This is a genomic window from Erythrobacter aureus (genome assembly GCF_003355455.1).
Lineage (GTDB): Bacteria > Pseudomonadota > Alphaproteobacteria > Sphingomonadales > Sphingomonadaceae > Qipengyuania > Qipengyuania aurea.
Window position 1 is genome coordinate 1,973,844 of the sequence record NZ_CP031357.1, and the last position, 20,123, is coordinate 1,993,966.

The 20,123-nt window shown below is 61.7% G+C and carries 18 protein-coding genes and 2 pseudogenes; 10 read left to right on the top strand and 10 right to left on the bottom strand.

Annotation, left to right across the window (positions count from 1 at the left end; all coding sequences use genetic code 11):
- Position 1: 1 nt before the first annotated feature.
- Positions 2 to 1,185, bottom strand: a pseudogene (locus tag DVR09_RS09655) (vWA domain-containing protein).
- A gap of 126 nt (positions 1,186 to 1,311) precedes the next feature.
- On the opposite strand from DVR09_RS09655, the gene DVR09_RS09660 reads away from it, so the two are divergent.
- A complete protein-coding gene (locus DVR09_RS09660; RefSeq protein WP_115416737.1) occupies positions 1,312 to 2,715 on the top strand; it encodes a methyl-accepting chemotaxis protein in 1,404 nt (467 codons plus the stop codon).
- Here the strand turns inward: DVR09_RS09660 and DVR09_RS09665 are convergent.
- Positions 2,700 to 3,149, bottom strand: a complete 450-nt coding sequence (locus DVR09_RS09665; RefSeq protein WP_115416738.1) for a GFA family protein — start codon at positions 3,147 to 3,149, stop codon at positions 2,700 to 2,702. The genes DVR09_RS09660 and DVR09_RS09665 overlap by 16 nt on opposite strands.
- Complete coding sequence (locus tag DVR09_RS09670) at positions 3,149 to 4,003, bottom strand: AAA family ATPase (protein WP_115416739.1); 855 nt, start codon at positions 4,001 to 4,003, stop codon at positions 3,149 to 3,151. The genes DVR09_RS09665 and DVR09_RS09670 overlap by 1 nt, the downstream gene beginning before the upstream one ends.
- Before the next feature lie 102 nt (positions 4,004 to 4,105).
- Here DVR09_RS09670 and DVR09_RS09675 point away from each other — a divergent pair, with 102 nt between their 5' ends.
- On the top strand, positions 4,106 to 5,320 hold the full coding sequence (locus DVR09_RS09675; RefSeq protein ID WP_115416740.1) for a bifunctional alpha/beta hydrolase/OsmC family protein: 1,215 nt from the start codon (positions 4,106 to 4,108) through the stop codon (positions 5,318 to 5,320).
- Here DVR09_RS09675 and DVR09_RS09680 read toward each other — a convergent pair.
- The 3 genes from DVR09_RS09680 to DVR09_RS09690 form a co-directional block, all read right to left on the bottom strand.
- Complete coding sequence (locus DVR09_RS09680) at positions 5,317 to 6,135, bottom strand: alpha/beta hydrolase (protein WP_234041395.1); 819 nt, start codon at positions 6,133 to 6,135, stop codon at positions 5,317 to 5,319. The genes DVR09_RS09675 and DVR09_RS09680 overlap by 4 nt on opposite strands.
- Before the next feature lie 388 nt (positions 6,136 to 6,523).
- Complete coding sequence (gene parE, locus DVR09_RS09685) at positions 6,524 to 8,500, bottom strand: DNA topoisomerase IV subunit B (protein WP_115416742.1); 1,977 nt, start codon at positions 8,498 to 8,500, stop codon at positions 6,524 to 6,526.
- Between the two features lie 65 nt (positions 8,501 to 8,565).
- Positions 8,566 to 9,744: a penicillin-binding protein activator gene (locus tag DVR09_RS09690; protein ID WP_234041396.1), complete on the bottom strand. Its 1,179-nt coding sequence runs from the start codon at positions 9,742 to 9,744 to the stop codon at positions 8,566 to 8,568.
- Between the two features lie 19 nt (positions 9,745 to 9,763).
- Between DVR09_RS09690 and rsmI the strand changes: the two genes are divergently transcribed.
- From rsmI to DVR09_RS09710, 4 genes and pseudogenes are all read left to right on the top strand, one after another.
- Positions 9,764 to 10,615, top strand: a complete 852-nt coding sequence (gene rsmI / locus DVR09_RS09695; RefSeq protein WP_115416744.1) for a 16S rRNA (cytidine(1402)-2'-O)-methyltransferase — start codon at positions 9,764 to 9,766, stop codon at positions 10,613 to 10,615.
- Positions 10,612 to 10,961, top strand: a pseudogene (locus DVR09_RS09700) (YraN family protein). The gene rsmI and the pseudogene DVR09_RS09700 overlap by 4 nt, the downstream one beginning before the upstream one ends.
- 33 nt (positions 10,962 to 10,994) lie before the next feature.
- Positions 10,995 to 11,963: a glutathione synthase gene (gshB, locus tag DVR09_RS09705; RefSeq protein ID WP_115416745.1), complete on the top strand. Its 969-nt coding sequence runs from the start codon at positions 10,995 to 10,997 to the stop codon at positions 11,961 to 11,963.
- A gap of 19 nt (positions 11,964 to 11,982) precedes the next feature.
- On the top strand, positions 11,983 to 12,576 hold the full coding sequence (locus DVR09_RS09710; RefSeq protein WP_115416746.1) for a DedA family protein: 594 nt from the start codon (positions 11,983 to 11,985) through the stop codon (positions 12,574 to 12,576).
- On the opposite strand, the gene DVR09_RS09715 is transcribed toward DVR09_RS09710, so the two are convergent.
- On the bottom strand, positions 12,573 to 13,469 hold the full coding sequence (locus tag DVR09_RS09715; protein WP_115416747.1) for a tyrosine recombinase XerC: 897 nt from the start codon (positions 13,467 to 13,469) through the stop codon (positions 12,573 to 12,575). The two genes, DVR09_RS09710 and DVR09_RS09715, sit on opposite strands and share 4 nt — an antisense overlap.
- Positions 13,466 to 14,620 (bottom strand): radical SAM family heme chaperone HemW, encoded by a 1,155-nt coding sequence (gene hemW, locus DVR09_RS09720; RefSeq protein ID WP_115416748.1) that lies wholly within the window; start codon positions 14,618 to 14,620, stop codon positions 13,466 to 13,468. The genes DVR09_RS09715 and hemW overlap by 4 nt, the downstream gene beginning before the upstream one ends.
- 47 nt (positions 14,621 to 14,667) lie before the next feature.
- Here hemW and DVR09_RS09725 point away from each other — a divergent pair, with 47 nt between their 5' ends.
- The gene (locus DVR09_RS09725; RefSeq protein WP_115416749.1) at positions 14,668 to 15,264 is read left to right on the top strand and encodes a CAP domain-containing protein; all 597 of its coding nucleotides are present in this window, start codon (positions 14,668 to 14,670) and stop codon (positions 15,262 to 15,264) included.
- Positions 15,265 to 15,267: 3 nt separating this feature from the next.
- Here DVR09_RS09725 and rdgB read toward each other — a convergent pair whose 3' ends face one another.
- Together rdgB and rph are read right to left on the bottom strand one after the other, a co-directional pair.
- Positions 15,268 to 15,894 (bottom strand): RdgB/HAM1 family non-canonical purine NTP pyrophosphatase, encoded by a 627-nt coding sequence (rdgB, locus tag DVR09_RS09730; protein ID WP_115416750.1) that lies wholly within the window; start codon positions 15,892 to 15,894, stop codon positions 15,268 to 15,270.
- Positions 15,891 to 16,607 carry a ribonuclease PH gene (gene rph / locus DVR09_RS09735; protein WP_115416751.1) on the bottom strand — a complete coding sequence of 239 codons (717 nt, stop codon included), beginning with the start codon at positions 16,605 to 16,607 and terminating at the stop codon, positions 15,891 to 15,893. Before rph ends, rdgB begins: the two co-directional genes overlap by 4 nt.
- Positions 16,608 to 16,691: 84 nt before the next feature.
- On the opposite strand from rph, the gene hrcA reads away from it, so the two are divergent.
- From hrcA to DVR09_RS09750, 3 genes are read left to right on the top strand one after another with little or no spacing between them, the layout of a single operon-like run.
- Positions 16,692 to 17,735: a heat-inducible transcriptional repressor HrcA gene (hrcA, locus tag DVR09_RS09740; protein WP_115416752.1), complete on the top strand. Its 1,044-nt coding sequence runs from the start codon at positions 16,692 to 16,694 to the stop codon at positions 17,733 to 17,735.
- 13 nt (positions 17,736 to 17,748) lie between these two features.
- Positions 17,749 to 18,345, top strand: a complete 597-nt coding sequence (grpE, locus tag DVR09_RS09745; RefSeq protein ID WP_115416753.1) for a nucleotide exchange factor GrpE — start codon at positions 17,749 to 17,751, stop codon at positions 18,343 to 18,345.
- Between the two features lie 23 nt (positions 18,346 to 18,368).
- Positions 18,369 to 20,120, top strand: a complete 1,752-nt coding sequence (locus DVR09_RS09750) for a DUF885 domain-containing protein (RefSeq protein WP_115416754.1) — start codon at positions 18,369 to 18,371, stop codon at positions 20,118 to 20,120.
- Positions 20,121 to 20,123: the final 3 nt, after the last annotated feature.

The following is a 20,123-nucleotide window of genomic DNA, read 5'->3' on the forward strand; positions in this document are numbered from 1 at the left end:
CTCAGGCGCCTGTTTTGCGGCTCAACTCGCGCATCGCATCATCCAGGCCATCGAGCGTCAGCGGATACATCCGGTCGTTGACGAGATGCTTCATAACCTTGGTCGACTGCGAATAGCCCCACTGCTTTTCGGGCACGGGATTGAGCCACACGGTCGCGGGATAGGTGTTGGTCACGCGCTGCATCCAGGTGGCGCCGGCTTCCTCGTTCATATGCTCGACGCTGCCCCCGGATGGGTGATCTCATAAGGGCTCATCGCCGCGTCGCCGACGAAGATCACCTTATAGTCATGCCCATATTTGTGGAGCACGTCCCAGGTCTTGGTGCGTTCCTGCCAGCGGCGGCGGTTGTCCTTCCACACACCTTCGTAAAGACAGTTGTGGAAGTAGAAGAATTCGAGGTTCTTGAATTCGGCGGTGGCGGCGCTGAACAGCTCTTCGCACATCTTGATGAAGGGGTCCATCGAGCCGCCGACATCGAGGAATAGCAGCAGCTTGACCGCATTGTGCCGCTCGGGCCGCATATGGATGTCGAGCCAGCCCTGCTTGGCGGTACCTTCGATGGTTGCGTCGAGATCGAGCTCGTCCGCTGCACCTTCGCGAGCGAAGCGGCGCAGGCGGCGCAGGGCCATCTTGATGTTGCGCGTGCCCAATTCCTTGGTGTTGTCGAGGTTTCTGAACTCGCGCTTGTCCCACACCTTCAGCGCGCGTTTGTGCTTGCTCTCGCCGCCAATGCGCACGCCCTCGGGATTGTAGCCCGAATTGCCGAAGGGTGAGGTGCCGCCCGTCCCGATCCATTTATTGCCGCCCTGGTGGCGCTTTTCCTGTTCCTCGAGCCGCTTCTTCAGCGTCTCCATGATCTCGTCCCAGTCGCCCAGGCTCTTGATCTTCTCCATCTCTTCTTCGGAGAGGAATTTTTCGGCGACGGCCTTGAGCCAGTCTTCCGGGATATCGACCGGGTTCTGCCCGTAATCGGTCAGGATACCCTTGAACACTTTCTGGAAAACCTGATCGAACCGATCGAGCAGGCCTTCGTCCTTCACGAAGGTCGCGCGGCTGAGATAATAGAACGCTTCCGGCGATTGCTCGATCACATCGCGATCCAGCGCCTCGATCAGCGTGAGGTGTTCCTTGAAGCTTGCGGGAATGCCCGCAGCGCGCAGCTCGTCGACGAAATTGAAGAACATATACGAGGGTCTAGCGCGTGCCCGCGGCCCGCACCAGTGCTCGATTTACGACTTTGTCTTTACCGTCCGCTAACCATCCTGTCCTACGCAGGTCGCGTGAAAATCCATTCAGGGGTCAGTTTGACAATGGAACTTAGCGCGATCGATGCTCGGGGCGGATCGGCTCTGGACGAGATACCGGAAGCTTGCGGCAGGGTCACTGTCGGCTGCTCGGATGTTGCGGGCATCGTTCAGGGTGTGATCGATTCCTTTGGCCATCTACGCAGCGAATATGTCGAATTGCAGGGCACGGTGCGCGCGCTCGACGAAGACCAGCGCAAGGTTCTCGAAGCGAGCGACGAGGCCCGCCTCTTGTCGGAACGGGCGATCGAGCGACTGAACGATGGTTCGTTGATGATCAACAACTCGCTGAACGAGATCGGCAATCTGCTCAGCCTCGTCGAAACTCTCACCGAGCATGTCACCGGCTTCGCTGCGGCGATGGATCAGGTACGCCGTTCGAGCCAAGAGATCGACCAGATCGCAGAAACCACAAATATCCTGGCGCTGAATGCCACGATCGAGGCGATGCGCGCGGGTGAGCAGGGCCGAACTTTCGCCGTCGTCGCGAACGAGGTGAAATCGCTCGCCAGCGAAACGCGCAAGGCTACCGAGGAGATCGGTCGCACAATCGACATGCTGGACAATGAAGCCGGGCAGGTGATCGAAAAAATCCAGACCGGCGCGGAGGCCAGCAGCCAAGCAAAGAACTCGGTCGGATCCATCGAAGACACGATGCGCAGCGTTACCGAACTGTTGCTGGAGGTGGATGGCCAGCAGGATCAGATCGCGCGTAACACGGCGACCATTTCGGACCATGTTCATCGTGTTCAGGATGTGCTTGGCGATTTCGACGGCGCAGTCAGCGAAAACGAAGATAAGCTCGCGACTGCACACGACCGGATGGAAAGCCTCGAATTGATCGCCAGTGAAATGTTCGACAAGCTGGTCAAGGCGGGCCTTTCACCACAAGACAGTGCGATGGTCGAAAAAGCGCAAGGCCACGCGCAAGACATCGTCGCCATGGCCGAAGAAGCCATAGCCACAGGCGAGCTGACAATCGAGCAGCTCTTTGACCGGGACTATCGCCCGATCGAAGGATCGAACCCCCAACGTTTCCAGACCGGATTGATGGAATGGGCGAACGAGCATTGGCGCCCTGTTCTCGACGCTGCGGCAGGCGCAGAGGGCGGCGACATTCTCGGTTCCGTCTGCAGTGATGTGAACGGCTATCTTCCGACGCATCTCACACGGAACTCGCGGGCTCCGACGGGCGATCTGGCTCACGACACCCAGTATTGCCGCAATGGCCGCATCATCTTCAATCCCATAGACCAGAAGGCGAAGAAGAGCGGTGCAAGCTACATGATGGCAGTCTATCGTCACGAAAATGACGGTCAGTCTTATCGTGTGGTCCGCAATGTCTACGTCCCGCTTCTCGTCAACGGGCGCCGTTGGGGCGATTTCGAACTGGCTTACAGCTTCTCTTGAAGGGTTTCCGGGCGGCGCCATTCGGGCGATCCCGGACCGGCCTGTAGCACAGGCATGCCTTCTGGGAAGGGCGCCCAACTCGGAGCGCTCGGCCCCCAGATAATCAGGCTGGGCGGGCATATCTCAGGATCATCCAGCGTTCCGGCACGTACCCGCATGGGTTGCTGCGGGCCGATGACCGTCTTGCTGTACATTTGCGAGCCGCATTGCGAGCAAAATCCCCGTTCGACGGTATTGCCGCTGTCCGCGACCAGACGCATCGTCGTCATCTCACCCGAATACGCCACTGCCTCGGATGGAAACAGCACGTTCATCGTCGCCATACCCGACGCGATCCGTTGGCAATCCCGGCACCAGCAATACCGTGCTCCGATCGGGTCCGCGGTAATCTCGAACCGAACGGCGCCGCAAAGGCAGCCACCCTGATGGGGCATCAGCTTTGCCGCCGCGCCATGAAGGCTAGGCGTTCGAACATCATCACGTCCTGCTCGTTTTTGAGCAGCGCGCCGTGCAGCGGCGGAATAGCCGCGTTGGGGTTCGCATCCTGCAGCACGTCGAGTGGCATGTCCTCGTTGAGCAGCAGTTTGAGCCAGTCGAGCAACTCGCTGGTCGAGGGCTTCTTCTTGAGGCCCGGAACGTCGCGAATCTCGTAGAAGATCTCCATCGCTTTGGTGACGAGGTTTTTCTGAATGCCGGGGAAGTGGACCTCGATGATCTCGCGCATCGTCTCAGTGTCGGGGAATTTGATGTAGTGGAAGAAGCAGCGGCGCAGGAAGGCGTCGGGCAGTTCCTTCTCATTGTTCGACGTGATGACGACGATCGGGCGTTCCTTCGCCTCGATCCGCTCATGCGTTTCGTAGACGTCGAAGCTCATCCGGTCGAGCTCCTGCAACAAGTCGTTGGGAAACTCGATATCGGCCTTGTCGATCTCGTCGATCAGCAGCACGGGAAGCTGTGGTGCGGTGAACGCCTCCCAAAGCTTGCCCTTCTTGATGTAGTTCGAAATGTCGTGAACGCGCTCGTCGCCGAGCTGACCGTCGCGCAGGCGGGCGACTGCATCGTATTCGTAAAGGCCCTGCTGGGCCTTGGTGGTCGACTTGACGTTCCACTCGATCAGCGGTGCATCGATCGCCTTGGCGATCTCGTGCGCGAGGACTGTTTTGCCCGTACCCGGCTCGCCCTTGACCAGCAGCGGACGGCGCAGCGTGACTGCGGCATTGACCGCAACCTTGAGGTCGTCTGTGGCGATATAGGATTTCGTACCTTCGAAACGGGTCGGTTCGGTCATCGGTTTTCCCTTGCAACTTTACGTAAGCGTTAGGGGCCGGGCACGAGACACGCAAGGGGGCGTTGTAACCGCGAGGCCCCGACCTACGGATGTGGAGAAACTATGCCGACCGAAAAGATCACCATCGCCACCGAAGCCGGACACGCCCTGGAAGGTTCTATAGAACTGCCCACCGGCCTGGTGCGCGGCGCGGCCCTGTTCGCGCATTGCTTCACGTGTACCAAGCAGAGCAAGGCTGCCGTGAGCGTTGCGCGAGCGCTGGCAAATGAGGGCATTGCCTGCCTGCGGTTCGATTTCACCGGGCTGGGCGGCAGCGAAGGCGATTTCGGGCGTGCCGGTTTCGCGACGGACGTCACGGATTTGGTTGCGGCGGCAGAAACCCTGCTAGATCGCTTTGCACAGCCGATCCTGTTGGTCGGACATAGCCTGGGCGGAGCGGCGGTGCTCGCGGCGGCGAACGACCTCGGTTCCGAAAAGGTCGCGGCGATCGCGACCATCGGCGCGCCCAGCGACGTGCCGCATGTTCTGCAGCGGATCGATGGCGACATCGAAGCGATCCGCAAGGAAGGCGAGGGCGAAGTCACAATCGGCGGGCGGGATTTCGCACTCAGCCGCGATTTCCTGGAGAAGGTCGAAAACATCGATTTGCTGGAGGAGGTCGGGCGGCTGAAACGCCCACTACTCTTCCTCCATTCACCGACCGATGATGTGGTCGGGATCGAGAACGCCAGCGCGCTTTTCGGCGCCGCGAAGCATCCCAAAAGTTTCGTCAGCCTGGAAGGGGCCGATCATCTTCTGTTGGACCAGGCTGATGCCCAATTCGCCGCCAGTGTGATCGCCGCCTGGGCGACCCGCTATATTCCGATGCGCGAAGACTGGCCGATGCCGGATCAAGGCGTGGTCATAAAGACCGGGCATGGCAAATTCGGCACCGAGGTTCACACCAAAACACACCGGTTCGTCGCCGATGAACCGAAAAGCTATGGCGGCGATGATTCCGGGCCGACGCCTTACGATCTGCTCAATGCCGCGCTGGGCACCTGCACGGCGATGACGATGAAGATGTATGCGGATAAGAAGGGCTGGCCGCTTGAAGGCGTGACGGTGCAGGTCACGCATGAACGCAATCACCGGGATGAATGCGATCATGTCGAGGCTATGGAGGAGGGCAGGCAGATGCAGGCGCTGAATCGCCGAATCGAATTACATGGCGATGCGCTCGACGAAGGTCAGCGTCGCAAGATCGTCGAAATCGCCGACAAATGCCCGGTGCACCGCACGCTTGAAGGGGACCTGCACGTCCATACTCGAAGTTAGCGCGGGCAATCATTCCGCTCGGCATCATATGCGGCCTGCGTCAGCCGATAGCCGGTGCGCCCGTCCCTCGGCTCTACCCGCTCGCGCCAGGGTGTCGGCTCATCCGTGAGCACAGCCTTGAGGTCGGCGCGCCCGATACAGGTGTCGAACACGTCGGAATGCCGGTTGAAGCCGCCCGATGCGGCACCCGACGTTTCGACGATGCTGAGACCCGGTAAATCCGGCCCGAGGTGACACTCGCCGTAGCGCCCCCGGTCCCGTTCCTCATAGTTCACGGAATACCGGCAGTCGGAACTCCCCAAACGGCTGTATCCATGCAAACGGCGGGAGGTGCGAAGCGGGAAATCCTCTTGGGAGGAATAAATCGTTACGGAACGTCCTCCATGAAGCAGTGCTTCGACTGATCCCTTTTCTCGCAATACCCGATCGCGATCGACATCGGGAGAAACGAGGATGATCTTCCGGATATTGGCCGCCGCCCCTTCGTCTTCCAAATTCAGCCGTTCAACCGCTCCGATCAGCGCACGACTACCCATGCTATGCGCAACCAGCGTAACGTTGTCGATCTTGTGAACAAGCCTTCGGAGGAGGCGATCTATATGGCTCTGCGCCCATCCGATGCTCGACGCGTCGTAGATGTAGCCAAGATACCGCTTTCGGGACGGCCAAACGATCGACACGGTCGGGACCGCATAGGGATAAAGGTTTCTTACGGTGACGGCGCGTTGTAATCCGTCGTGGAAATTGTTCCGATAACCGTGGACGAATATGAGGAGCTCCTGCTGCTCTCCCAACGAATTGACCTGGTCGACCAAGGTTTCGACCCAGTCCTCTTCGCGCAAGAGCTTGGCTTCGTGGGTCTGCCAGGGCTCATCATTGCTCCCTCTCGGCGTTACAAAACCGTAAGAAAGCGCGTTCGACCGGATGGGGGCGAACCGCAGTTCCGGTTTCCGGCAATCCGCCATGCTGCTGGCCATGAAAAAGACGTCCGGACTGCGCACGACATCGGCTGAGGAGAATTGAGCGTCGCAATCGGCACTTCGTAGCGAAAGGCTTGGGGCAGGGACGCCGCAAGAACCCAGCGCCCCGGCCATGCCAATTGCGATTAGGGAAAATCGACCGTTCATGATCCGTCCCCTTGATTGGCCGGCGAAGACCATATCGGACAAATGCTCGGTGACGCAAATCTGTTAGGTAGACTTGTTACGCGTCGATCATCTCACGGTCCATGTCACCGGCATTGTTCTGGATGAAGTTGAACCGATGTTCCGGATTGCGGCCCATGAGCTGGTCGACCAGTTCCTTCACTTTCGCGCGGTCTTCGAACTCGGGCGGCAGCGTGATGCGGATCAGGCCGCGTGTGTCGGGATTCATGGTAGTCTCGCGCAATTGCGCGGGGTTCATCTCGCCCAGGCCCTTGAACCGTCCGACATCGACCTTCTTGCCCTTGAACACCGTTTCCTCAAGCTCCGCACGGTGCGCGTCGTCGCGGGCATAGCGGCTCTCCTTGCCCGAAGTGAGCCGGTAGAGCGGTGGCTGGGCGAGATAAAGATGCCCATTGCGCACTATCTCGGGCATTTCCTGGAAGAAGAAGGTCATCAGCAGCGTCGCGATATGCGCGCCGTCGACATCGGCATCGGTCATGATGATGATGCGGTCGTAGCGCAGGTTTTCCGGGTCGCAATCCTTGCGTGTGCCGCAGCCCATTGCCAGTGTGAGGTCGGCGATTTCGCTGTTCGCGCGGATCTTGTCGGCGGATGCGCTGGCGACGTTGAGGATCTTGCCGCGGATCGGCAGGATCGCCTGCGTCTTGCGGTTGCGCGCCTGCTTGGCGCTGCCGCCTGCGCTGTCGCCTTCGACGATGAACAGCTCGGTCTCGCCGTTGCCTTCTCCCGAACAATCGGTGAGCTTGCCCGGTAGGCGCAACTTCTTGGCATTGGTCGCGGTCTTGCGCTTGATCTCGCGTTCCTGCTTGCGGCGCAGGCGTTCGTCCATGCGCTCCATAACCTGGCCGAGCAGTGCCTTGCCGCGATCCATGTTGTCGGCAAGGAAATGGTCGAAATGGTCGCGTACCGCATTTTCGACCAGACGCGCCGCCTCGGGCGAAGTCAGGCGGTCCTTGGTCTGGCTCTGGAACTGCGGATCGCGGATGAAGACACTTAGCATCACCTCGGCGCCGACCATGATGTCGTCCGCGGTCAGATCCTTGGCTTTCTTCACGCCGGTCAGGTCGCCGAAAGCTCGCAACCCCTTGGTCAACGCCGCGCGCACGCCCTGTTCATGCGTGCCCCCATCGGGCGTGGGCACGGTGTTGCAATACCAGCTCGTGGAACCGTCCGAATAGAGCGGCCAGGCGATCGCCCATTCGACGCGTCCCGCCTCTTCAGGAAAGTCCTGACTGCCGGTAAAGGGCTGCGCGGTTACGCATTCGCGGCCGTCGATTTGCTCGGCAAGGTGGTCCGCAAGGCCGCCTGGGAACTTGAACACGGCCTCGGCAGGCACGTCCTCGCTGGCGAGGCTGTCGGCGCATTTCCAGCGGATCTCGACCCCGGCAAAGAGATAGGCCTTGGACCGCGCGAGCTTGAACAGCCGTTTCGGGTTGAACTGACGGTCACCGAAAATTTCGGTGTCGGGCACGAAGCTGACCGTGGTGCCGCGACGGTTGGGCGTCGGGCCGAGCTGTTCGATCGGGCCGAGCGTCTGTCCTTTGGAAAAGCTCTGCGCATAGAGCTGCTTGTCGCGCGCCACCTCGACCCGCGTATCGCTCGACAAGGCATTGACCACCGAGACACCAACGCCGTGCAGTCCGCCACTGGTGGCATAGGCCTTGCCCGAGAACTTTCCTCCCGAGTGGAGCGTCGAGAGGATAACTTCGAGCGTCGACTTGCCCGGATATTTGGGATGCTCGTCAACCGGGATGCCCCGACCATTGTCGGCGATAATGACCCGGTTGCCTTCCTCGATGCGCATTTCGATGCGCGTCGCATGGCCTGCAACCGCCTCGTCCATCGCATTGTCGAGCACTTCGGCGACGAGGTGATGCAGCGCCCGATCGTCCGTCCCGCCGATATACATGCCGGGGCGCCGGCGCACCGGTTCGAGGCCTTCCAGCACCTCGATCGAGGAGGCATCGTAATCGCCGCTGGAGGTGGGCGTGTTTTCGAACAGATCGTCGGACATGATTGCCAGCTATATCGCGCTGCTTCGCCGCGCCACAAGCGGACGAGGCGGGTTATCCGCCCTGCTCAGAACCGAGTCGGCGCATTGTCCACAATCACGACCGTTCCATCGCGTACCTCGCGTACTTCGAAAGCACGCTCGACCAGGCCGTCGCGTCCGAAGCGGAAGGCACCGTCGAGCCCGAGAAAGCCATCCCTGGTGCGCAGTGCCCGGTCCGGGAAGTCGCGACCCACGCGCCAGTCGCGCGCCACCCGCAAGGTCAGCAGGACCGCATCGTATCCGAGCGTCGCGATGCGATAGGGCTGGCTGCCGAACCGGGCCTCGTAACTGTCGACGAAGCGCTTGTAGCGGTCATCGGAAACGGCCGAGAAAAGAGCACCCTGAAGCGCCGAGGCGCGGGTGATCGAACCTTCGCCGCTCCACAGTTCGGTGCCGAGCAATTGGGTTGCACCGCCACCGCCGGGCGAAAGCACGCCCGCGGCCTGCGCGGCCAGCCTCGGTCCGTCGGCGATCAGGACGGTATCGAAGCCGCCATGGGCTTTGAGCCGCTCGGCGGCGCTTACTACCGAAGTGTTCCCGCGCGCATAGCGTTCCGTCCAGACGACCGTGCCGCCATAGGCCGAAACTGCCCGCCGCATGGCTTCCTCGGACCGCGCGCCATACGCGCCATCGGGCGCGATGATCGCGAAGTTCTGCGATCCGCGTTCACGCGCATACTCGACGGTGCGCATGATCGACTGTTCGGGAATATGGCCCATGATGAAGACATCGGGGCCTGCCGCGCCGGTATCGTTGGAAAAAGAGATTACCGGGACATCGGCCGCCCGGGCCGGAGCGAGGACCGACGGAATGTTCGATCCCAGCAGCGGACCGAGGATCAGCTTGTTTCCTTCCGTGATTGCCTGCCGCGCGGCGGCCTCGGGGCCTTTCGCGGTGTCGTAAGTCGTGATCCGCAGATTGCTCGCATTGGTGTCGAGCAAGGCCATGGTGGTGGCATTGGCGATCGCCTGACCGACCGGGCCATTCCGCCCCGACATTGGGACGAGCAGGGCGATACGATGACGCGTCTGGTCGGTGGGCAGCGCCTCGGTCGGCTGCGGTGTCGGTGTGGGATCGACAGGCTCGGCGCGATCGGTCCCGCGTGGGAGAATCGTGGAACACCCGGCGAGCAACGCCGCGAGGCCTACGGTGACGATCGTCCGACGGTTCAAACTCCAGCGCTTCATGCTTGCCGCGTCCCTCATTGATGTTCATTGAAGGAGGGTGAACGAAAAAGCCCCTCCCGAAGATAGCCTTACACCGGGGCTCTATATCGTCGCCACCCCGATCGGCAACCTTGGTGACATAACACTGCGGGCCGTCGACGTGTTGCGGCGCTGCGATGGCATCGCCTGCGAAGATACGCGCGTTACCGGCAAGCTGCTCAAGCACCTCGGCATTTCCAGGCCGATGTGGCGCTACGACGATCACAGCGAGCATCGCGACCGTTCGCGCCTGGTCGATTCGATGCGTCAGCGTGCGGTGGCACTGGTTAGCGACGCAGGCACGCCGATGATATCCGACCCTGGCTATCGCTTGGTCAATGATTGCCGTGCCGAGGGCATTCCAGTGACCGTAGTCCCGGGGGCCTGTGCCGCCATTGCGGGTCTTGCGCTGTCGGGCCTGCCCAATGATCGCTTCCTGTTCGGCGGCTTCCTGCCCAGCAAGGACAAAGCCCGGCGTGAGGCGCTGGAGGAACTGGCCGGTGTCGATGCGACATTGATATTCTACGACACGGCTCCCCGGCTCGGAAAGTCGCTGGCAGCGATAGCCGAAACACTTCCCGACCGTGAGGTGGCGGTCGCGCGCGAACTCACCAAGCTGCACGAGGAATTGCGGCGCGGGCTTCCCGCCGGGCTGATCGCCTATTTCGAAGCCAACCCGCCCAAGGGGGAAATCGTCTTGCTGGTCGGGCCGCCGCCCGAAAGCGTTGCCCGTGAAGAGGATGCCGACGCCATGCTTATCGACGCCTTGCGCACGATGAAGGTTTCGCAGGCCGCGGCGCAGGTGGCCAAGGCCACGGGGATGGATCGCAAGACCCTCTATGCCAGAGCGATGGAATTACGTTCGGCATGAAACGCCAACTGGCCGAAAAAAGCGGCCGTGACGGCGAAACCCGCGCTGCAATGTGGCTCAGGGCCAAGGGTTGGCAGATCCTCGACCGCCGCGTGAAAACAGCGGCGGGGAGATCGACCTGATCGCCAAGCGGCGTGGAGTGATTGCCTTCGTCGAGGTCAAATGGCGACGCAGGCGCGCCGACCTCGACCATGCGATCGACGAATACCGGCTGTCGCGCGCCGCCGCCGCCGCCGAAGCGGTGGCGCATCGTTATGCGCTGGACGGCGAAGACATCCGCATCGACGTGATCCTGCTTGCGCCGGGCAGCTTCCCTCGCCACATCGCCAATGCCTGGCAGCCGTAATCGCAAGTCAGGCGAGGATGATCGGAGACTAGAATGCCGCTACGTGTCGCCGTCCAGATGGACCCGCTCGAAACTATCAATATAGCGGGCGACAGCTCATTCGCGCTGATGCTGGCCGCGCAGGCGCGCGGGCATAACGTGTGGCACTACGATGTCGCCAGCCTTGCATATGAAAGCGACGGGGCGCCCGGCGGCCTCATTACGGCCCATGCTGCCCCGGTGCGCGTGCAGCGGGTGGAGGGCGACCATTTCAGCGCCGGCGAACGTCGGCGGATCGACCTCGCGCGGGATATCGATGTCGTGCTGATGCGGCAGGACCCTCCGTTCCATCTGGGCTATATCAGCAGCGCTCTGCTGCTCGACCGGCTCAAGGGCACAACGCTGGTGGTCAACGACCCGCGCGAAGTCGTGAACGCGCCCGAGAAAATGTTCGTGCTCGATTATGCGCAGTATATGCCGCCAACTCTCGTCGCCCGGCATCTGGAAGATCTGCGCGATTTCCAGAAGAAGCACGGTTCGGTGGTGGTCAAACCGTTGCACGGCAATGGGGGCAAGGCGATCTTCCGGATCGATGCGGAGGGGACCAACCTTTCGGCTCTGTCCGAGGTTTTCGACCAGACCTGGCCCGAACCGCATATGGTCCAGCCCTTCATTCCCGAAGTCAGTGAAGGCGACAAGCGGATCGTGCTCGTCGATGGGGAATTCACAGGGGCAATCAATCGTTTCCCTGGCGAAGGTGAGTTCCGTTCGAACCTGGCGCAAGGGGGACATGCCGAAGCGACAACGCTGACGGCGCGCGAAGAGGAAATCTGCGCCGCGATGGGGCCGGAATTGAAGCGCCGCGGTCTGGTTTTCGTCGGTATCGACGTGATCGGCGGCAAATGGCTGACCGAAATCAACGTCACCTCTCCTACCGGCATCGTGGCGATCGACACCTTCAACGGTACGGATACAGCCGCGCTGATATGGGAGGCGATCGAGCGGCGTCACGCGGCGATGTGACCGTGCCGGTTAGCGCGCGATGACCGAATTCATCATCCGCACGATCGAGCTCGGCGGTCTGCTGGGTATCTTCGTGCTGATGGCGTTGGAAAACATCTTCCCGCCGCTCCCTTCCGAAATCATCATGGGGCTGGGCGGGGTCGCGGTGGCGCGCGGCGCGATGGAGTATTGGCCGCTTCTCCTGGTGGGCAGCGCGGGAACGACGCTGGGCAATTACTGGTGGTACTGGATTTGCGATCGCTGGGGGCGGACGCGGCTCGAACCCTTCGTCACGCGACACGGTCGCTGGCTGACGATGGAGTGGCACGATGTCGAACGCGCGCAGGCGTTCTTTCGCAGGCATGGCTCGTGGGTGGTCTTCGCCATGCGATTCACGCCGGTCCTGCGCACACTCATCTCGATCCCCGCGGGATTATCGCACATGGGGGCTGTCCGGTTCCTGGTCTATACCTTCGCGGGCGCTTTGGTTTGGAACTTGGCCATGGTTGAGCTGGGCCGCAGGCTGGCCCGTTCGCAGGAATTGCTGGGTTGGCTCGTTCTGGCGATCTTCGTGGCCGCATTCGGTAGTTATGTGTGGCGGGTACTGACCTGGAAACCGCGGAAACGCGATTAGTCCTTTTCGCGTGGGTGGGCGCTGCGATAGGTATCGAGCAGCCGAGCCGCGTCGACCTTGGTGTAGATTTGCGTCGAGCCCAGACTGGCATGGCCGAGCAGCTCCTGCAGGCTCCGCAAATCCGCGCCTGCGCCAAGCAGGTGAGTGGCAAAGCTGTGCCTTAGCGCGTGGGGCGTGGCGCTGTCGGGCAAGCCCAGTACTTTGCGCGCTCGTGCCGTCGCCTTCTGAACCATACCTTGCGACAGCGGCCCGCCCTTTGCGCCGCGAAACAGCGCATCGTCCTTCGCCATGGGGTAGGGACAGCGCGCGGCATAGTCCGCGACAGCTTCGCACACGATGGGGAGCAGCGGCACGACACGCTGTTTGCCGCCCTTGCCGCTAACGGTCAGCCTCTCGCCCAGCGGCAGCGCGCTGCCGGTCAACGACAGCGCCTCTGCGATCCGCATCCCCGCGCCGTAAAGCAATAGCAGAACTGCGCGATCGCGTGCGCCGATCCAGTCTTCAGCGGCCAGCGCCTCGACCGCATCGGCGAGCCCGATTGCATCGTCGGGCGTGACCGGGCGAGGCAGGCCTTTCTTTATCCTCGGCCCCCGCAGGCGCGGCGGGTCGGACACGGCATGTCCCGCCTGTGTCCGAGCGAAGGCGATGAAGCCCTTCAGCGCCGAAAGTTCACGCGCGGCGGAGGCATTGGAAAGTCCCTCTGCACGGCGCGATGCGAGATGCGTGCGCAGACGTGTTGCCGTGATTTCGGCGACGGCGTCCCAGGACGAAAGGCCCATTCGCGTAAGAAGACGCTCCGCCGCCTTGTCATAAGCGCGCACTGTGTGATGGGAACGGCGCAATCCAAGTGCCAGGTGATCGTGCCAAGCCGCGAGCAGATCGGCCCTGCTCATGACGTCACGAGGTCTGTGCAGACCACTTCGCCAAGCAAGGCATCGAGCAGCGGCATGCCCTGCGGCGTGACGCCGATCCGTTCTTGCTCCATCCAGACAAGGCCGAGATCGCGATACAGTGCCAGTTTGGCCTCGTCGACCAACGCAGCGGGCGCTGCGTCGAACCGGCGGGCCAGTGCCGCGAGATCGACCCCTTCGGCCAGCCGCAGTCCCATCAGCAACGCTTCGCTAGCCTGTTCTCCGTGAGCTAGCGGACGCGCTTCGGCGATCCCGTGCCCCTGCATCGCCACTGCGGAGAGGTAGTTCTCGGGCTTGCGGTGGCGTATCGTCGCGATGCCGCACCGCCGTCCATGCGCACCGGGGCCGATGCCGACATAATCCTGATAGCGCCAGTATGTCAGATTGTGGCGGCTCTCCTGACCCGGCCGCGCGTGGTTGCTGACCTCATAGGCCGGGAGGCCGGCAGCTTCGGTCATCTCGCGAGTCAGAGCAAACAGATCGGCCGCATAATCATCGCCGAGGGGTTCGAACACGCCGCGCCGCACATCGGTCGCGAAGCGCGTCGCGGGCTCTATCGTAAGCTGATAGAGCGACATGTGATCGGTACCGAGCGCCAGTGCCTCGCCCAGTTCTACTTCCCAGTCCGCCTCCGTCTGGTCGGGCCGGGCATAAATCAGGTCGATCGAAACGCGAGCGAAATGCCGCTGCGCCACCGTCACCGCCTTCAGCGCTTCGTCGACGCCATGCAGCCTGCCGAGAAAACGCAACACCTCGTCGCTCAGACTCTGCACGCCCAGCGAAACGCGATTGATCCCCGCTGCCGCGAGTTCGGCGAAATTGCCCGCTTCGACACTGCTGGGATTGGCTTCGAGCGTAATCTCGATCGTCGGATCGAAGCCCCACAAGCGCTCTACTTTCTCCAGCAGGGCGGCAACGAGGGTGGGAGGCATGAGAGACGGAGTTCCTCCGCCAAAAAAGATACTTGCGAGGGGTTCTTGCGACTGTGTCTCATCATGCTCATGCTGCATGTCCGCCACCAGCGCAGCTTTCCATTGCGCGATATCCGCAGTTTTCCGGACATGGCTGTTGAAATCGCAATAAGGACATTTCGCGATACAGAAGGGCCAGTGAATGTAGAGAGCGCGGGCCAAGGATCTCTTCAGCTAATCTTAATCATCGGAACGGAATTCCACCTGTCATGGATGGGTCGAAAAAATGGATCGCGTCGCTGGGCGGCGCCATTGCCGTGCTATGTGCCACGGTCACTGCTGCAGCCGCAAGCGGGGCGTCGAAACCGCTCGATTTGCGCCGCGCCGACCCGGCACCGCGCTCGATTGATCGCCAAGGCATATCCGACCTGCGCATGGCGGCCCGCATTCTGGACGCCCATAATCGGGAGCGGGACCGGCTGAGCCTGCGCCCGCTGAAATGGAATGTCCACCTCGAACGCGAGGCGCGGGAATGGGCGCATCATCTCTCCCGCAAGGGCAAGCTTCAGCATGCCGACGGGAAAACACGGAACCGGACAGGTGAAAACCTCTGGATGGGCACAGCCGGACATTGGCCCGTTGAAACCATGGTCGGCATGTTCATCGAGGAAAAGCAACACTATCGCCACGCTCATTTTCCCGACATCTCCAAAACCGGGAACTGGGCCGATGTCGGGCACTATACACAGGTGGTCTGGCGTGAAACCAAGGAAGTCGGTTGTGCAGTGGTGAGCGCGCGCGGCAACGACGTGCTTGTCTGCCGTTACTGGCCGGCCGGAAACGTGTGGGGACAGAAGGCTTTCTAACCGTCAGCCAAACTGGTCGGCGACGAGCTTGGCAAAAGCATCGGCGCGGTGGCTGATGGCGTGTTTCTCTGCCGGATCGAGCTGCGCGAACGTTTGCTCGCGCCCCCTGGGCACGAAGACGGGATCGTATCCGAACCCCATGGTGCCGCGCGGCGGCCAGGTTAACGTGCCGGGGGCGGTGCCTTCATAGACCGCTTGCTCGCCATCGGGCCAGGCGACCGCGAGGACGCAATGAAAAGCGCAGGACCGATCGACCTCGGCGCCTTTCTCCTGCAGCATGCCTTCGACCTTGCCCATCGCCATATACCAGTCGCGCCCCGGATCGCCTTCGAACCACTGTCGTTCGGCCCAGTCGGCGGTGTAAACGCCGGGCCGTCCGTCGAGTGCATCGACGGACAAACCGCTATCATCCGCCAGGGCGACGAGGCCCGATGCCTCCGCCGCAGCACGCGCCTTGATCAGCGCGTTCTGAACGAAGGTCGTACCCGTCTCGGCAGGTTCGGGCAGGCCCAGCGATCCGGCCGAGATACATTTGACGCCATGCGGTTCGAGCAGAGCGGAAATTTCCTTCAGCTTGCCTTCGTTATGCGTGGCGATTACCAGCGCGCCCGAACCGATGCGGCGTGTCATTTCCGCGTTGCCTCGTCTTGGGCCTTGAAGATGTCCGCGCAGCCCATCTGAGCGAGGCGGAGCAGGCGCAGGAAAGCTTCCTCGTCATAGGGTGCGCCCTCGGCCGTGGCCTGTGCCTCCGCGATCTTGCCGCCTTCGATGAGTACGAAATTGGCGTCCGCATCGGCATTGCTGTCTTCGGGATAGTCGAGATCGAGCACCGGCGTACCGTCATAGATGCCGCAGGAAATCGCAGCGACCTTGGCCGTAATCGGATCCTGGGTGATTGCGCCGGATTTCATCAGCCCGTCGACCGCGAGACGCAGGGCAACCCAAGCACCGGAGATCGAGGCTGTGCGCGTGCCGCCATCGGCTTGCAGCACGTCGCAATCGAGCGTGATCTGGCGCTCGCCGAGCTTCTTATGATCGACCACGGCGCGCAAGCTCCGCCCGATTAGGCGCTGGATTTCCTGCGTTCGTCCGCTTTGTTTTCCCTTGGCCGCCTCGCGCTGGCCGCGCGTATGCGTAGCGCGGGGGAGCATCGAATATTCGCCGGTCACCCAGCCTTCGCCCTTGCCGCGCAGCCATGGCGGAATGCGTTCTTCGACACTGGCGGTGCACAGCACGCGCGTTTCGCCGAAGCTGATAAGGCAGCTACCTTCGGCATGCTTGGTGTAACCGGTTTCGATGGTGATGGCACGCATTTCGTCGGGCGCACGGCCGGAAGGTCGCATAGGGGTCTCCATTGCAGTCGAATCTCGGGGACGCGTGTGGCGCATGGGTCTTGAGGCCGCAAGGGGAGTGGTTAGATAGGCACTATGAATTCTCCACCGCTCACTGATTTGTCGGATCGCGCGCGGGATATCTTCCGTCTCGTGGTGGAAGGCTATCTCGACAGCGGCGCGCCGGTGGGATCGAAAGCTCTCGCGAGCGAGAGCGGAGTAAACCTCTCACCGGCCTCGATCCGTTCGGTTCTGGCCGAGCTCGAACAACGCGGCCTGCTGGCGGCACCCCATACCAGTGCCGGACGGATGCCGACGGAAAGCGGCCTGCGCCTTTTCGTCGATGCGATGATGCAGGTTGCCGAACCGTCTCAAGAGGAGCGTGCCGCCATCGAACAGCGGCTGGCCGAACCGGGGCCGATCGAGCGTGCACTCGAGAAAACCAGCGCACTTCTTTCCGATCTTTCGGGCGCTGCGGGGATGGTCATGGTGCCCACGCGCGAACCTCGGTTGTCTCAGGTTTCGCTGACAGCGCTCGATGCCAACCGGGTGCTAGCCGTGCTCGTCGGCGAAGATGGGCATATCGAGAACCGCATTCTGTCGCTGCCGGTAGAAGCGCTCGGCACCTCGCTTGAGCAGGCCAGTAATTATCTCACCGCGCATACCTCGGGTCGGACGCTGGCCGAGGCCGCCAGCACGGTTAAGGAGGAAATCGCCAGCGGCAGGTCCGCTCTCGACGAGGCAAGCCGCGATCTCGTGCAGCGCGGACTTGCTACCTGGAGCGAGGATGCAACCAACCGCCCGGTGTTGATCGTACGCGGCCAGGCAAATCTGCTCGACGATGTGGCGCTGGGGGATATCGAACGTGTGCGTTCGCTGCTCGACGATCTGGAAAGCAAGCAATCGGTCGCCAGCCTGCTTGATCGCGCGCGGCGTGCGGAGGCGATGCGGATATTCATCGGCAGCGAGAACCGGCTGTTCTCGCTTTCCGGGTCATCGGTGATCGCTTCGCCCTATCGCGATCGCGAGGGCAGAGTGGTCGGCGTGCTGGGTGTGATCGGTCCGACGCGGTTGAATTACGCGCGGGTCGTCCCCATGGTGGATTTCACGGCCCGATCCTTGGGCAAACGAATAGGCTAACAGGGTTTTTCCAGTGAACGACGAAAACAACAAAGAACCGCAAGACAAGGCGGTCGACGAAGAAGTGGCACGCGAAATGGAAGGCGTCCCGGAACATCTGCGTGACGATGGTGAAGCTGCCGATGAAGATAAGGGCCTCGAAGAAGCGCTCGCCAAGCTGAAGGGCGATCTCGATAGCGCAATGCAGGACGTGCTTTATGCCCGTGCGGAAACGCAGAATGTACGCCGCCGCCTCGAAAAAGACGTCCAGGATGCCCGCAATTACGGCGCAACCAGTTTCGCCCGCGATATCCTGAGCGTGGCCGATAACCTCGCCCGTGCGCTCGACCACGTGCCCGAAGAGCTGCGTGAGCATGAGAAAGCGAAGAATTTCATCGCCGGGATCGAGGCCACACAGCGCGAGCTGGAGAAGGTGTTCGGTCAGAACGGTATCACCCGTATCGCCGCCAAGGGCATACCGCTCGATCCGAACCAGCACCAGGCGATGATGGAAGTGCCGACCGACGAGGCAGAGCCCGGCACGATCGTGCAGGAAATGCAGGCCGGCTACATGATCAAGGACCGGCTGCTGCGCCCGGCCATGGTCGGCGTGGCGAAGAAGCCCGACTGATCCGATAGGATAGGGGAAAGACGATGAGGACTGCTATTTTCGGAGCGGCGGTCCTCGTCGCTGCCACCTGTACCACGCCGCTTGCCGCGCAAGAGAGCGCCGATGAGCGGCTCGAGGCGCTGGCGGATGCCTATTACGATTATCAGCTCGAACAATTCGGGCTTACCGAAAATGCCAATGGCAGCACCGAACAGGGCGATCGGCTGTGGTCGGTTGCCCCGGAAGCGCAGCGGGCGCGCGCTGCGCAACATGCCGAATATCTGGCCCAGCTCGACAAGATCGATATCTCGAAGTTGAGCGAGACGGCGCAGACCAATGCGCTGGTTTTGCGCACTCTGCTCGAAGCTGAAATTGGCGATGCGCGCTTTAGCGAATGGGAAATGCCCTTCGACAGCGATAGCAATTTCTGGTCTTACCTTGCCGCGCGCAGCAGCTTTCCCACGGCTGAGGAATACGAGAACTATATCGGCCGGATGCGCGATATTCCGCGCTATTTCGCCGAACATACAGCCAATGCGAAAGCAGGGCTGGAACGCGGATTTTCCGTTCCCCGGATCACGCTGGAGGGGCGCGATGTCTCGATCAGTTCCTATGTCGTCGACGACCCCGAACAGAGCCCCTTCTGGACACCCTTCGCCGATATGCCGCGCAGCATTCCCCAGGCGGAACAGGAGCGTTTGCGCGCAGCCGGACGCGCAGCGATTCGTGAAAGCGTCACCCCTGCCTATGCCGCGTGGCTTGCCTTTTTCCGCGAAGAATATCTGCCCAACACCCGCACCACATTGGGGGCGAGCGAGTTTCCCGATGGCCCGGCCTATTACGCCCAGCAGATCCGGCAATATACGACACTGGATCTGACCGCTGAGGAGATCCACCAGATCGGTCTCGACGAAGTGGCGCGAATCACCGCCGAAATGGAAACGGCGAAGGAAGAGGCCGGATTTGACGGGACGCTGGACGAATTCATCGCCTTCCTGCGCAGCGATCCGCAATTTGTGGCAGATACGCCGGACGAACTGATGGGAGTCGCGGCCTATACGGCCAAGCGAGTCGACGACAAGTTGGACGAATATTTCGGCTTCCTGCCGCGCTATCGCCATGGCCTGCGACCGGTCGATCCGGCCATCGCGCCTTACTATACGGCGGGCAGGGGTGGGCTGGAGTTCTGCCAGATCAACACCCACGATCTACCCTCGCGTCCGGTCTACAACATTCCCGCGCTGACAATGCACGAATGCGCGCCGGGTCATTCCTTTCAGGCGGCCATCGCGCTCGAGCGCGACGATGCACCGCGCTTCCGCCGCCAAACCTATTTCTCCGGCTTCGGCGAGGGCTGGGGGCTTTATGTCGAGTATCTCGGCAATGAGATGGGCATTTACCGCAATCCGTATGAGCGTTTCGGCCAACTATCGTACGAGATGTGGCGTGCCGCGCGGCTGGTGATCGACACCGGCATTCACCATTATGGCTGGACCCGCGAGCAGGCGATCGAGTACCTCTCCAGCCACACCGCCCTGTCGGACCGGGAAGTGGGGACCGAAATCGACCGTTATATCAGTTGGCCGGGCCAGGCCCTGGCTTACAAGCTGGGCGAAATGACCATGCGCCGCGTGCGTGCGAAAGCGGAAAAGGCGCTGGGCAAGGATTTCGACATCCGCAAATTCCACGATGTTGTGCTCTCGCTTGGTTCGGTGCCGCTGCCCGCGCTCGAAGCCCGGATCGATGCCTTCATTGCCGATGGCGGGCAGGGTCTTTCCGGTGTGACATACGACTGAGGA

Bases quoted from the DNA above. Each gene is read 5' to 3' on its own strand.
- DVR09_RS09670 (WP_115416739.1), bottom strand. From the start codon at position 4,003: ATGACCGAACCGACCCGTTTCGAAGGTACGAAATCCTATATCGCCACA.
- DVR09_RS09675 (WP_115416740.1), top strand. From the start codon at position 4,106: ATGCCGACCGAAAAGATCACCATCGCCACCGAAGCCGGACACGCCCTG.
- rdgB (WP_115416750.1), bottom strand. From the start codon at position 15,894: ATGACACGCCGCATCGGTTCGGGCGCGCTGGTAATCGCCACGCATAAC.
- DVR09_RS09690 (WP_234041396.1), bottom strand. From the start codon at position 9,744: ATGAGGGACGCGGCAAGCATGAAGCGCTGGAGTTTGAACCGTCGGACG.
- DVR09_RS09710 (WP_115416746.1), top strand. From the start codon at position 11,983: ATGACCGAATTCATCATCCGCACGATCGAGCTCGGCGGTCTGCTGGGT.
- DVR09_RS09750 (WP_115416754.1), top strand. From the start codon at position 18,369: ATGAGGACTGCTATTTTCGGAGCGGCGGTCCTCGTCGCTGCCACCTGT.
- DVR09_RS09660 (WP_115416737.1), top strand. From the start codon at position 1,312: ATGGAACTTAGCGCGATCGATGCTCGGGGCGGATCGGCTCTGGACGAG.
- DVR09_RS09715 (WP_115416747.1), bottom strand. From the start codon at position 13,469: ATGAGCAGGGCCGATCTGCTCGCGGCTTGGCACGATCACCTGGCACTT.
- parE (WP_115416742.1), bottom strand. From the start codon at position 8,500: ATGTCCGACGATCTGTTCGAAAACACGCCCACCTCCAGCGGCGATTAC.
- gshB (WP_115416745.1), top strand. From the start codon at position 10,995: ATGCCGCTACGTGTCGCCGTCCAGATGGACCCGCTCGAAACTATCAAT.
- rph (WP_115416751.1), bottom strand. From the start codon at position 16,607: ATGCGACCTTCCGGCCGTGCGCCCGACGAAATGCGTGCCATCACCATC.
- DVR09_RS09725 (WP_115416749.1), top strand. From the start codon at position 14,668: ATGGATGGGTCGAAAAAATGGATCGCGTCGCTGGGCGGCGCCATTGCC.
- DVR09_RS09665 (WP_115416738.1), bottom strand. From the start codon at position 3,149: ATGCCCCATCAGGGTGGCTGCCTTTGCGGCGCCGTTCGGTTCGAGATT.
- hrcA (WP_115416752.1), top strand. From the start codon at position 16,692: ATGAATTCTCCACCGCTCACTGATTTGTCGGATCGCGCGCGGGATATC.